This is a genomic window from Mycobacterium sp. BK086, from assembly GCA_004362315.1.
Classification (GTDB): domain Bacteria; phylum Actinomycetota; class Actinomycetes; order Mycobacteriales; family Mycobacteriaceae; genus Mycobacterium.
The window spans coordinates 25,194-37,864 of sequence record SNWL01000005.1 but is presented as its reverse complement, the minus strand read 5'-3'; the positions used below and the strand labels follow the sequence as shown (position 1 = coordinate 37,864).

The following is a 12,671-nucleotide window of genomic DNA, read 5'->3' as shown; positions in this document are numbered from 1 at the left end:
GCTATCGCACAAATTGATGAGATCGTCAGCGCCGCGGCGCCCTGGCACTCATCGCGTTGGCGAGCTGAACCCGCGAGCGAACCCCCATCTTGCGGAACACCGCACGTAGATGGGTGTTGACGGTGTGGACCGAGACCCCGAGCGCCGACGCCACGGATTGGTTGGTGTGCCCCTCGCTCACCAGTTGCGCCACCCGCTCTTCGGATTTGGTCAATGGCTCGTGCTCGTCGGCGGATTCGCCGGCCCGGCTCAGATCGCGTTCAACCCCGGGCAGGTAGTGGTTCGCACCGAGCCCGGAGAACACATCGAAGGCCTCCGACAACGCCGCCACGCCGGAGTGCCGATCGCCGGCGTCCAGCAGGACCGAGCCGTAGTCGGCAAGCGCACCGGCCAGCAGAAGAGGCCGCGGCGATTCGCGCAGGATCTTGACGGCGCTGCGCAGCGTGTCCGGGTCGCGTGCGACGAACCCTTCGACATGCAGCGCCACCCCTTCGAAACTGGCGACGCCGGGATTGCGCTCGGCCGCGAGCTTGGCGCGCTGGACGGTTTGGTGGGCGAATTCGTAATCGTCTGCGGCGACCGCGATCCCGGCCTGTACCCGCAACAGCTCGGGGTTGCGCGGCCACCACGACCGCGACTGCGACAGTGAATCCATCAGCGGCTTGAGGATTCGCACGCTGTCGTCGTACCGGCCTTCCGCGCCGGCGATCCGGCCCTTGATCAACAGCATCGGCGGCTGGCGCACGGCGTCGTCGGCGAGGCCGGTCTCCTCGGCCGCACGTAGCCGCTCGCGCGCCAGCGCGAGATCGCCGCGAATCACGGCCGCGATGCCGGCGATCAGCCAGGCCTCGAAATTGTGGACGTAGGTGCCGGTCTGTTCACAGAGCCGGATCACGGCCAGCGCACCGGCCTCGGCTTCGGCCAGGCGTCCGAGCTTGAAGTCCTGCAACAGCTGAGCGAACGCCAGCGACGGCAGGTTGTGCTCGCCGGGACTCCCCTGGTGTGCGCGGACAAGCAGCTCTTCGGCTTCGGCGAAGCGGTCCAGCTGCTGCAGCGCCAGGACCTCGCCCGCGAGATAGGTGGTGCCGCCGAGCGCCCGCAATGCCTGATAGTGCCCGCGAGCCGATGCGTGTCTACCTTCGGCGGTGCCGGCCTCCGCCAGCGCCTGCAGTGCCAGGAGTTGCGTGCGTTCGTCGCCGAGCGCACGCCCGCGTGCGAGCGCCGCCTCGCCCGCTTCGATGGCGTCCCTCGCGGTCCCGGTGCGGGTGAGCACCAACGCCTCGACGGCCGCCAGACGGGCCACACAGCGTGGGGACAGCCCGGGACGGGCCCGCGCCTCGACGACTCGCCGGTCGATCTCGGCGAGCCGACCGGTCAGCCAAAGTGCCTGGGCGGCAAGCGATTGCAGATGGGTTCGCGCGTTGGTGTCGGAGGTCGCGGCGAGCAGCGCATCGATAACGCTGACCGCATCGTTGCCGCGCTGGGCGCGGATCAGAATCTCCGCGCACTGCTCGCCGATCTCGAACCGCCGACTGTCGTGGGGATCCAGCAGTTCGAATGCCTCGACGATCAGCCCCGCGGCGACCGCGGGCATGGTCAGCGATGTCTGTGCGGCGGCGGCGCGCAGGATCTCGACCACCTCAGGATCGCCGTACCGGGCCCCGGCGCTGGCATGGGGTGCCGCGGCCACCGCGCCCTTGCCGGATGCGACAAGATATTTCGCGCAGCGCAGATGCAGCTCGCGGCGCCGTGCGGCGGGCACATTCTGATAGCTCGCTTCGCGGATCAGGTCATGGGCGAACACGATGTGGTCGCGATCGTCGGCCAGCAGACCGCGCTGATGCGCCTCCCGTCGCCATGCCCCGATTACCGCAACCGAGGATTCGCCGAGCAGCTCGGCGGCGTCGGACAGATCCAGCGGCCGCCCCCAGACCGCGGCGAGCTCGATCAGCTCGCCGGTCCCCGCACCGAGGCCGTGCAGGCGGGCGTCGATGGCGGCGGCGAATGACGCCGGGATGTCGTCGGCACCATCTCCGGCGGCCACCCCGGCCAGCAGCTGAACCGCCAGGAACGGATTGCCGCCGACGGCGTACAGGCGCTGGCGCGTCAGGCCTTCCGCGGGCCCGCCCAGGTAGTCGTGTGCGATCTCGTCCAGGTCGGCATCGCTGAGCGGGCGCAACACCAGGAGGTGCCGGTCGACTGTGTCGGTGCTGCCGGGGGAAACCTCGCGGCTCGCGATGAGCCAGACGACCGGGGATCCGGCGAGCCGGCCCGGCAGGGTGTCGAGGGCGAATTGGGTCACCTGGTCCGCCCATTGGGCGTCGTCGATCACGATCAAGACGGGTGTACGCGCCGAAAGGCCCTCGAGTACCGAGGCGATGCGGTCGATGAGCCACAGCGGCTGATGGTGCAGCGGCGCCAGTCCCATGAAGGTGTCGGCGTCCAACAGCGGGCTGGGTCCAGACCGCAGCGCGACGAGCAGCGGTGCCCCGGCGGCGATCTGGTGGAGCTCCTCGGCTTTTCCGGATCCGACGGCGAAGCCGGCGTCGGCCGCCTGCGCGGCGATGGCCTGCACCAGGGCGGTCTTACCGATTCCCGGTTCGCCGCACAGATGGATGACCGCGCCTCGGCCGGTCTCCTCTACCTGCTGTAGCACGGCCGCGACAGCGATCAGCTCGCAGTCACGGCCGCGCAAAACGTCAACCATTGCCGTTAATAACCGTCGACGTCCCTCATCGCTTCCCCCGTCACGCGATACTGACTCCCATGGCTGATCGCAATGTGCTCGGCGGTCCCCTCGAACCCTGCGGAACCGACCCGATGACGGGGTTCTACCGCGACGGCTGCTGTTCGACCGGCCCCGAGGACGCCGGGCGGCACACCATCTGCGCGGTCGTGACGGCCGAGTTCCTGGAACACCAGCGCTCGATCGGCAACGACCTGTCGACCCCGATGCCGCAGTACCGCTTCCCCGGCCTGACGCCGGGCGACCGGTGGTGTGTCACCGCGCTGAACTGGTTGCGCGCCCACACCGACGGCCACGCCGCGCCCGTGGTGTTGGCCTGCACCCACGAACGGACCCTGGACGTGGTCCCGTTGGAGACCCTGCAGGAGTACGCCGTCGACGTGCCCGACGACATCGGCAGCCTGTGATCAGAAGTATCCGTTGGCCGGCGGCCACGCGCCGTTGACCACGTAGTTACCTGCCGCGTGGGCCTTGTAGGCCAGCGGGCTGTGGGTGGAGACCGTGCGGACGTTGCGCCAATGCCGGTCGAGGTTGAGTGCGCGGGCGGTGGCCGAGGCGCCACCGGTGTCGAAGAGCCGTTCGGCGGCGGCCAGGGTCAGCTTCTCGGCGATCAGCTGTGCCTCGGCGACGACGATCGCCACCCGGGCCAGTTCGTCGGCATCGCCGATGCGACCCGAGTCGACGACGGCGTCGAGGGCGTCGGCCGCGCTCAGCACCAGCGCCTCGGCGGCGGAGGCGTTCGCCGCGATCTCGCCGACCGCGTGCAGGGTGAACGGGTCGGCGTTGGCGGTGTCGGCCAGCGAATGCGAGGCGGGACGCGCCTTGGTCTGCACGTACCACACGGCGTCGTCGCGGGCCGCTGCTGCGATACCCGCGGCCACCGCGGCCAGATACAACTGAAGGAACGCCGTGCTGTGGCCCAGATGCTTCCCGTCGGACACGGTGGTCACCTCGTGCGGGCGGACCTCCACATTGGTGAACCGGGTGCCGCCGCTGGCGGTGGTGCGCTGGCCGAAACCCTCCCAGTCGTCGAAGAGTTCGACGCCGTGCCGGTCGACCGGCACGATCGCCTGCAGGTCGCGGCCCTCGACGTCGCTTGCCGACACCGCGATCAGATCCGCGAAAAGCGTTCCGGTGGAATAGAACTTGTAACCGTTGAGCCGCAGCACGCCCGCACCGTCGGCGAGCAGTGTGGTGTCCGCCCCGGCCGGCGTCTTGCCTTTCGCGTCGGTGATCGCGTTGCCGACGACCACACCTGCGTTGACCCGCGGGAACCACTCTTCGCGTTCGGCTTCGGTGGCGCGGTTGCTCAGCAGTCGCTCGGAGAAGCCGAAATGCGGCCGAAGTGCCTGGGCCACATTGGAACTGCCGCGCGCGATGCGGATGACGGCGGTCAGCACGTCGCGCACCGAACCTCCCGGACCGCCGTAGCGAGCCGGGACCCGCAGGGCCAGCACCCCGGTCTGGCGGATCGCCTCGACGGCGTCGTACTGCAGCACCCGGTCTCGCTCGGCGGCGGCGTCGCCGCCACGCAGCTCCTCGACGACGGCAGTGAGCCGGTCGAGCCGGTCGGCGGGTGTGCCGTCCAGCGGGTCAGTGGTGAACCTCGGGCGCGGAGCCACCGGCCGGACTGCCTCGCTCATGAATCTCCCCGGTAGTGGCTGATGATGTGGTCGGCAAAGCGGTCCAGTTCGGATTCGATCGGCTGGAACTGCAGCATGAACAGCTCGATGCCGGCCGCGTGGAAGGCGTCGATGCGCTCGATCACCTGCTCGTAGCTGCCGACCAGACCGGCCAGCGTTCCGCCGTTGGAGCCGATGCGAGAGGTGCCCGCAAGAACCTTGTACATCGCGGTGTTCGGATCGGTGCCACTGGAGATCTCGGGGCGCGATTCGGCGTCGATCAACGCCTGCAGGTGAGCTTCCTCGGCCTTGGCCTCCGCTTCGGTTTCGCGCGCGATCACGAAGGCCGACAACCCGAATCGCAACGGCCCGCGGTCGCGGGGCCGGGCGCGCAGGTCCTCGATGAGGGCGGTGGTGTCGGCAAGGGGCCTGCCGTTGATGAAGTACACGTCGCCATGGGAGGCGCCGAGCGCCCGGCCCGGTTCCGATTCGCCGCCGACGTACACCGGCGGGACATCCTTGGGCACGGGTCGCACCAGAGCCTGCTGTCCCCCGGGCCCACTGATATCGACGTGCTTACCGCTCCAGAGATCCAGGACGGTCTGCAGCCACTGCTGGGTGTAGGCGTAGCGGTCGTCGTGGGCCGGCGGATCGATGCCGAGCGCCTCGAGTTCGGGCAGGAACCAGCCGCTGACCACGTTGATCGACAGCCGCCCACCGGAGATCTCGGCGATATTGGCCGCGACCTTGGCGAACACCAGCGGATTGAACAGCAGCGGCTTGATCGCCCCGATCAGCTCGATCCGTTCGGTGGCTTCGGCCAGACCCGCCAAGGTGGACCAGGTTTCCAGCACGTCGTTCTCGGTGTCGCTGGGGTGGATCACGTGCTGGGCCACCAATGTCGCGTCGTAGCCACGACTCTCGGCGTGCACCAGAAGATCGCGGGTGCGCCGATAGCCGGCATCCGGCAGATCGTCGGGGTGCAGGCGAGCGCCGTGATTGCCATAGACCGGCGCCCACACGCCGAATCGGGGGCCGCTCATGAGGTGGTCAGGTAGCGGTGCCGCTCCCAGTCACTGACGTGACTGGCGTAGGCCTGCCATTCGCTGCGGGCGATCGCGACGAAGTCGAGCACCGAGTCCCTGCCGAGGATCTCCAGGATCGTGTCGTCCTGTTCGGTGAGCGCCAGCGCAGTGCCCAGCGAGTCGGGCAGCGGTGTGCCCTTTCCGTACAGGTTGCCCGTCCCGGCAGCCGCGGGCGGACGGCCGGCTTCCAGGCCGGCCACCACCGCGGCCAGCGCCGAGGCGATCAGCCAATACGGGTTGGCATCTGAAGCGCCCGAACGCAATTCGATGCGGGATGCACCCGGTGACTCTTCCACCAGTGAGCGGATGGCCGCGCTGCGGTTGTCCCGGCTCCAGTTCACCGTGTCGGGGGCGAATGAGTCCGGGGTGTAGCGCCGGTAGGCGTTCACCGAGTGCGCGCCGAACAGGGTGATCGCCGAAAGGTGGTCGAGCAGACCGGCGATGGCGAACAGGGTCAGCTCCCCCTCCTTGCCGTCGACCGGGGCGAAGGCCGGTTCGTCGCCGCGCCACAACGAGATGTGCAGGTGCGCAGAGCTTCCCGATTGGTCCGAGAACGGCTTGGGCATGAAGCTGGCCACCTTGCCGTGCTTTCGGGCGACCTCCTTGGCGGCGTACTTCAGCCGGGCACCGTCGTCGGCGGCGGCCAGCGCGTCGGTGTACACCAGATTGGTCTCCACCTGGCCGGGCCCGTATTCCGTCTGGACCCCTTCCAAGCGGGTGAACGCGCCGAGGGTGTCGTGCAGGTCGGAGAGCAACGGATCCAAGCCGTTTGCGTTCTGCAGCGAGTAGGCCTGGATGTCGTTCTGGATCGGCGAGCCGTCGGGCTGCAGAAGATAGAACTCGAACTCGACACCCACCTTCGCGGTGAAGCCCAGCGAGCCCAGCCGCGCGATCACCCTGCGCAGCACCCCGCGCGGATCAAGCAGCGATGGCGACCCGTCGGGACGAACGATGTCCGAAATCACGTGCCCCACACCGGCACGCCACGGCAGTGGCTTGTAGGTGGAGAAATCGGGGATGGCGTGAACGTCGGGATAGCCGTCGTCCCAGTTGGTCAGCCGCAGGCCGTCGATCACGGTACCGTCGGTGTTCCACCCCAGCGCCGCTTCGCAGAATGCGAATCCGTGCTTGGCGCGGTCGATGAATTGCTTTGCGGGGATGCGCTTTCCGGCGGCATGGCCGAAGGGGTCGCTCCAGGCCACCTCGACCTCGGTCAGCGAACCGTCATGCAGCCGGCGCAACAGCTCCGCCTCGGCATCGTGCACCTGCGTCACTGTCGGGGCCTCCTAGGACACGAGAATCAAGTCGGGTGGCCACCACACTCTCCCGTGGGCCGGTGAGGGGAAAAGGTTTAGCGTCGGCGTGAGCGCAACTAACGTGCGCGGAATTTGATTCGCGCTGAGCGTAGACATTCACAGCGGGTTCCCAGCAGGCAAAGGTATCCGAGTGTCCGTATTCGTCGACGTAGCGCCCGCCGGCGCCACCAAACCGCCCGGCGGCAGCAGGTGGCCCGGGTGGCTGACTCGCCTCGCGCTTCCCCTCCTGTCGCTGCTGGTGTTCTTCGGCGTCTGGCAGTTCGCGGCGGCCAGCGGGATCTGGAACCAGACCTTCGTGCCGTACCCGAGCACGGTGTGGCGAGCCTTCGTCGACGTGTCGACCACCCACGACGGGGTGCGCGGCTACGCGGGTTACCTTCTGGCCGAACACCTCTACATGACGCTGCGTCGCGTCTTCGCCGGTGTCGTCATCGGTGTGGCCGCCGGCCTGCTCCTCGGCCTGTTGATGGGCTCGATTCCCTGGGTCCGCAGCGTGCTCGAACCGTGGCTGACGTTCTTACGGGCGCTGCCCCCGCTGGCCTACTTCTTCCTGCTCGTCATCTGGCTCGGCATCGACGAGGCACCCAAGGTCACCCTGCTGGCATTGGCCGCGCTGCCGCCGGCGGCGGTCGCCACCACCGCGGCTGTCGTGGCCGTGCCGGTCAGCCTTGTCGAGGCCGCCCGCGCGCTGGGCGCGTCACGACGTGATGTGGTGCGCGACATCGTCATTCCCTCGGCTCTTCCGGAGACGTTCACCGGAATCCGGCTGGCAGTCGGGATGGCCTACTCCTCGGTGGTCGCCGCCGAGTTGTTCAACGGCATTCCCGGCATCGGCGGTCTGGTCAAGGACGCCAGCAATTACAACAACACTCCCGTGGTGCTCGTCGGCATCTTCGCCATCGGCGTCTCGGGGCTCGTGATCGACGGTCTACTGCGCGCTGTCGAGCGTCGCGCCGTCCCTTGGAGAGGAAAGGTATGAACTTCAGCAAGCTCATCGCCGTGGCTGCCGCCGCCGTCACCATGATCGGCATGGCCGGCTGCTCGGTCGATCACTCGAAGTCGGAGGCGGGCAAGCCCACGCTCCGGATCGGGTATCAGACCTTCCCCAGCGGCGATCTGATCGTCAAGAACAACAGATGGCTGGAAGACGCGCTGCCGGACTACAACATCAAGTGGGTCAAGTTCGACTCGGGCGCCGACGTCAACACCGCGTTCATCGCCAAGGAACTCGACTTCGGCAGCCTCGGCTCGAGCCCGGTCGCTCGCGGTCTGTCGGCGCCGCTGAACATCCCCTACAGCGTCGCGTTCGTGCTCGACGTCGCCGGTGACAACGAGGCGCTCGTCGCCCGTAACGGCAGCGGTATCAATTCGATCGCCGACCTGAAGGGCAAGCGGGTCGCCACCCCGTTCGCCTCGACCGCGCACTACAGTCTGCTCGCCGCACTGGCCCAGAACGGGTTGTCGCCCAGCGAAGTTCAGCTGATCGACCTGCAGCCGCAGGCGATTCTCGCGGCCTGGGAGCGCGGTGACATCGAGGCCGCATACACCTGGCTGCCGACGCTGGACCAGTTGCGCAAGACCGGCAAGGACCTGATCACCAGCCGTCAGCTGGCCAAGGACGGCAAGCCGACGCTGGACCTGGCCGCGGTGGCCAACTCCTTTGCCAAGGACCACCCCGAGGTCGTCGACGTCTGGCGCAAGCAGCAGGCCCGGGCACTGACCGTCATCCACAACGACCCGGCCGCGGCGGCCAAGGCCATCGCCGCCGAAATCGGTTTGTCACCAGCCGATGTCGAGGGCCAGCTGAAGCAGGGCGTGTATCTGACCCCGCAGGAAGTGGCCTCCCCGCAGTGGCTGGGCAGCCAGGGCAGCCCCGGCAACATCGCGGCCAACCTGCAGAGCGCGTCGCAGTTCCTGGCCGACCAGAAGCAGATCCCGGCGGCCGCACCCCTCAAGACATTCCAGGACGCCATCTATACCCAGGGGTTGCCGGATGTCGTCACCCAGTAGGACGGCGGCCGCGTCGGCGCCGGTGTCGTCTGCGCACACCGACGGCGGAATCCAGGTTCGGCACGTCGAGCACCGCTACGGCACGACGACGGCGCTGGGACCGGTCGATCTCGACGTCGAACCCGGCTCGTTCCTGGTCCTGGTCGGCGCATCGGGTTGCGGCAAGAGCACATTGCTACGCCTGATCGCCGGCTTCGAATCACCGAGTAGCGGTGAGATCACGGTGTCCGGTCGGCGACCGGTGCCCGGCCAGACCGCCGGGGTGGTGTTCCAGCAGCCGCGGCTGTTTCCGTGGCGCACGGTCGGCGGCAACGTCGAGTTGGCGCTCAAGTACGCGGGCACTCCCCGAGAGCACCGGACCGCACGGCGCGATGAACTCCTGCACCGCGTCGGGCTGGAAGACATGGCACACCGCAAGATCTGGGAGATCAGCGGGGGCCAGCAGCAGCGCGTCGCGATCGCTCGGGCGCTGGCGTCCGAGCGGCCGGAGACCTCGCTGCTGTTGCTCGACGAACCGTTCGCCGCCCTGGACGCCCTGACCAGGGAGCGCCTGCAGGAAGACATCCGTGAGGTGAGCGCGGAGTCGGGGCGTACGACCGTCTTCGTCACTCACAGTGCCGACGAGGCCGCGTTCCTCGGCTCACGCATCGTGGTCCTGACCCATCGCCCGGGGCGGGTCGCCCTCGACCTCTCGGTCGACCTGCCCCGTAGCGGGATCGACCCCGACGAGCTGCGACGCAGCGCCGAATACGTGCGGTTGCGCCAGGAGGTCAGCCGGGCCGTCAAGGCCGCCGCGGCGTGACCGCGAGTGTGAACGACTTGCGAGATTTCGCGCGATTTCTCGCAGAGGTTTCACTTTCGGCGGTCCGGGCCGGCCCACTCGACGTCGAACTCTGCGCCAGGGCCGGGTAGAACCGCGTTACCTCACCTGACAAAGAAGACTGGGCGTCTGGTAAAACTATCTAAGTAAATTGCCGGACGTCGAGCCAAGGGGGCTTGGTGAGCACGCCCACCGTAGAGCGCGAAGTCACTACCGAGCCGCCACAGCGTGCGGCTTTGGCCAAGTGGATCCGCCGGCTTGCGGTGCCGATCATCCTGGCCTGGATCGGCCTGATCATCGTGCTGAACGTGGTCGTTCCACAGCTCGAAGAGGTCGGCAAGCTGCGGGCGGTCTCGATGTCGCCGAAGGATGCGCCGTCGGTGATCGCGATGATGCGCTCGGGCAAGGTCTTCGAGGAGTCGGACTCCGACAGCTCGGCGATGATCGTCCTCGAGGGCGACAAACCGCTGGGCCAGGACGCACGCCAGTTCTACCTGGACATGCTCGCCAAACTGCGGGCCGACAAGGTCCATGTGCAGCACATCCAGGACTTCTGGGGTGATCCGCTCACCGAGGCCGGTGCCCTGAGCACCGACCAAAAAGCCGTCTACGTACAGGTGAACCTCGCCGGCAACATGGGCGAGACGCTCGGCAACGACTCGGTGGAGGCGGTCCAGAAGATCGTTCGAGGTCTGTCGCCGCCGCCTGGCGTCAAGGTCTTCGTGACCGGCGGGCCGGCATTACAGGCCGACCAGCAGCTCGCCGGTGACAAGAGCATCCGCATCATCGAGATGACGACCATCGCCGTCATCCTCATCATGCTGCTGTTCTTCTACCGGTCGATCATGACCGTCGTCCTCGTTCTGGTGATGCTGATCTTGGGTCTGACGGTGACCCGCGGCGCGGTGGCGTTCCTGGGCTATCACAACCTCATAGGCCTGTCGCCATTCGCAACCCAGCTGCTGGTGACACTGGCGATAGCCGCGACAACCGACTATGCGATCTTCCTGATCGGGCGATATCAAGAGGCCCGTTCGATCGGCGAGAGCAAAGAGGACGCCTACTACACGATGTACCACGGCACCGCGCACGTGGTGCTGGCCTCGGGCATGACGATCGCCGGTGCGACGTTCTGCCTGTCGTTCACCCGGTTGCCGTACTTCAAGTCGCTGGGTGTTCCGCTCGCCGTCGGCATGGTGGTCGCCGTGGTCTCGGCGCTGACGCTGGGCGCTGCGATCGTCACGGTGGCCAGCCGGTTCGGATTGCTGGAGCCCAAGCGCGCCATGCGGATCCGGTTCTGGCGCAAGCTCGGCGCGCTCGTCGTGCGCTGGCCGGCGGGCGTTCTGTTCGCGACGATCTTGGTCGCCCTGATCGGTCTCATCACCCTGCCGGGCTACCGACCGAACTACAACGACCGCCAGTACCTGCCCGCCGACCTACCCGCGAACGAAGGCTTCGCCGCCGCCGAGCGGCACTTCCCGATCGCGCGGATGAACCCCGAGATGCTGTTGCTCGAGACCGACCAGGATCTGCGCAACTCCTCGGACTTCCTGATCATCGAGCGCATCAGTAAGGCCATCGCCAAGGTGCCGGGTATCGGCCGGGTGCAGTCGATCACCCGACCCGCCGGAAAGCCGTTGGAGTACAGCACGATTCCCGCCCAGATCGCCATGGGCGGCACTGGACAGACGATGAACCGCTCGTACCTGCAAGACCGCATGGCCGACATGCTCAAACAGGGCGAGGACATGCAGAACACCATCAACACGATGACGCAGATGATCAACTTGATGGAGCGGCTCAGCGACACCATGCACGGCATGGTGACCCAGATGGACGGGATGTACGTCGACATCGCCGACCTGCGTAACCACATCGCCGACTTCGACGACTTCTTCCGGCCGATCCGCAATTACCTGTACTGGGAACCGCATTGCTACGACATCCCGCTGTGCTGGGCGACGCGATCGGTGTTCGACACGATCGACGGGGTCGACACCATGGTCGACGACATCCAAGAGCTGCTGCCGGACATGCACCGGCTGGATGCCATGATGCCGCAGATGATTCCGCTGATGAAGTCGTCGATCGAGTCGATGAAGCGGATGCGGATCATGATGCTGACCCAGCAAGCCACCCAGGCCGGCCAGCAGGATCAACAGGCCGCGTTGAGCCAGAACCAATCGGCGATGGCCAGTGCATTCAACGACGCGCTCAACGACGACACCTTCTACTTGCCGCCGGAGATCTTCGACAACGACGAATTCAAGCGCGGCATAAAGAATTTCATCTCCCCGAATGGCCACGCGGCGCGCTTCATCATCTCCCACGAGGAAGACCCGCTCTCGGCCGACGGCATCAACCGGATCGACGCGATCAAGGCCGCCGTCTTCGAGGCCATCAAGGGCACGCCGCTGGAAGGCTCGAAGGTTTATCTGGGCGGCACCGCGTCGACCTTCAAGGACATGCAGGAAGGCAATGAGTACGACCTGCTGATCGCCGGCGTGGCTGCGCTGTCGCTGATCTTCATCATCATGTTGATCATCACGCGCGCCATCGTGGCAGCCGCGGTGATCGTCGGCACCGTGGTGCTCTCTCTCGGGGCGTCTTTCGGCCTGTCCGTGCTGCTGTGGCAACACATCCTGGGTATGGAGTTGCAGTTCATGGTGATGGCGATGGCCGTCATCATCCTGTTGGCGGTCGGCGCCGACTACAACCTGCTGCTGGTCGCCCGGATGAAGGAAGAGATACCGGCAGGCATCAACACCGGCATCATCCGCGCGATGGGCGGCAGCGGTTCGGTGGTGACGGCCGCCGGCCTGGTATTCGCGTTCACGATGATCTCGATGTCGGTCAGCGCCATGGTGGTGGTCGCCCAGGTGGGCACGACGATCGGCCTGGGCCTCCTGTTCGACACCCTGGTGGTGCGGGCATTCATGACACCGGCGATCGCCGCACTGATGGGGCCGTGGTTCTGGTGGCCGAAGATCGTGCGACCCAAGCCGCTGTCCACGCGTCCGCACGGCGAATTACTGCGCTAACTGCGCTAACGATCTGATCGACGTCCCCCGG

The 12,671-nt window shown here is 67.1% G+C and carries 9 protein-coding genes; 5 read left to right on the top strand and 4 right to left on the bottom strand.

The features are described from left to right. Positions 1 to 25: 25 nt before the first annotated feature. Complete coding sequence (locus EV580_RS16515) at positions 26 to 2,707, bottom strand: AAA family ATPase (protein ID WP_133692304.1); 2,682 nt, start codon at positions 2,705 to 2,707, stop codon at positions 26 to 28. 59 nt (positions 2,708 to 2,766) lie between these two features. Between EV580_RS16515 and EV580_RS16510 the strand changes: the two genes are divergently transcribed. Continuing rightward, entirely contained in the window at positions 2,767 to 3,153 is a 387-nt protein-coding gene (locus EV580_RS16510; protein WP_133692303.1) for a DUF2237 family protein, read from the top strand. On the opposite strand, the gene EV580_RS16505 is transcribed toward EV580_RS16510, so the two are convergent. The 3 genes from EV580_RS16505 to EV580_RS16495 are packed head-to-tail and all read right to left on the bottom strand — an operon-like array spanning position 3,154 to position 6,727. Then, positions 3,154 to 4,389 carry an acyl-CoA dehydrogenase family protein gene (locus EV580_RS16505; protein ID WP_133692302.1) on the bottom strand — a complete coding sequence of 412 codons (1,236 nt, stop codon included), beginning with the start codon at positions 4,387 to 4,389 and terminating at the stop codon, positions 3,154 to 3,156. Further along, positions 4,386 to 5,411 carry an LLM class flavin-dependent oxidoreductase gene (locus tag EV580_RS16500; protein WP_133692301.1) on the bottom strand — a complete coding sequence of 342 codons (1,026 nt, stop codon included), beginning with the start codon at positions 5,409 to 5,411 and terminating at the stop codon, positions 4,386 to 4,388. Before EV580_RS16500 ends, EV580_RS16505 begins: the two co-directional genes overlap by 4 nt. Beyond that, positions 5,408 to 6,727: a glutamine synthetase family protein gene (locus EV580_RS16495; protein ID WP_133692300.1), complete on the bottom strand. Its 1,320-nt coding sequence runs from the start codon at positions 6,725 to 6,727 to the stop codon at positions 5,408 to 5,410. The genes EV580_RS16500 and EV580_RS16495 overlap by 4 nt, the downstream gene beginning before the upstream one ends. Before the next feature lie 172 nt (positions 6,728 to 6,899). On the opposite strand from EV580_RS16495, the gene EV580_RS16490 reads away from it, so the two are divergent. From EV580_RS16490 to EV580_RS16475, 4 genes are all read left to right on the top strand, one after another. Then, complete coding sequence (locus EV580_RS16490) at positions 6,900 to 7,748, top strand: ABC transporter permease (protein ID WP_133692299.1); 849 nt, start codon at positions 6,900 to 6,902, stop codon at positions 7,746 to 7,748. Beyond that, on the top strand, positions 7,745 to 8,779 hold the full coding sequence (locus tag EV580_RS16485) for a taurine ABC transporter substrate-binding protein (protein WP_133692298.1): 1,035 nt from the start codon (positions 7,745 to 7,747) through the stop codon (positions 8,777 to 8,779). The genes EV580_RS16490 and EV580_RS16485 overlap by 4 nt, the downstream gene beginning before the upstream one ends. Then, on the top strand, positions 8,763 to 9,581 hold the full coding sequence (locus tag EV580_RS16480; RefSeq protein WP_133692297.1) for an ABC transporter ATP-binding protein: 819 nt from the start codon (positions 8,763 to 8,765) through the stop codon (positions 9,579 to 9,581). Before EV580_RS16485 ends, EV580_RS16480 begins: the two co-directional genes overlap by 17 nt. Before the next feature lie 197 nt (positions 9,582 to 9,778). Continuing rightward, the gene (locus tag EV580_RS16475) at positions 9,779 to 12,640 is read left to right on the top strand and encodes an MMPL/RND family transporter (RefSeq protein ID WP_133692296.1); all 2,862 of its coding nucleotides are present in this window, start codon (positions 9,779 to 9,781) and stop codon (positions 12,638 to 12,640) included. Positions 12,641 to 12,671: the final 31 nt, after the last annotated feature.

Excerpts from the sequence above, each read along its gene's own strand:
- EV580_RS16515 (WP_133692304.1), bottom strand. The coding sequence starts at position 2,707 with ATGGTTGACGTTTTGCGCGGCCGTGACTGCGAGCTGATCGCTGTCGCG.
- EV580_RS16500 (WP_133692301.1), bottom strand. The coding sequence starts at position 5,411 with ATGAGCGGCCCCCGATTCGGCGTGTGGGCGCCGGTCTATGGCAATCAC.
- EV580_RS16485 (WP_133692298.1), top strand. The coding sequence starts at position 7,745 with ATGAACTTCAGCAAGCTCATCGCCGTGGCTGCCGCCGCCGTCACCATG.
- EV580_RS16510 (WP_133692303.1), top strand. The coding sequence starts at position 2,767 with ATGGCTGATCGCAATGTGCTCGGCGGTCCCCTCGAACCCTGCGGAACC.
- EV580_RS16480 (WP_133692297.1), top strand. The coding sequence starts at position 8,763 with ATGTCGTCACCCAGTAGGACGGCGGCCGCGTCGGCGCCGGTGTCGTCT.
- EV580_RS16505 (WP_133692302.1), bottom strand. The coding sequence starts at position 4,389 with ATGAGCGAGGCAGTCCGGCCGGTGGCTCCGCGCCCGAGGTTCACCACT.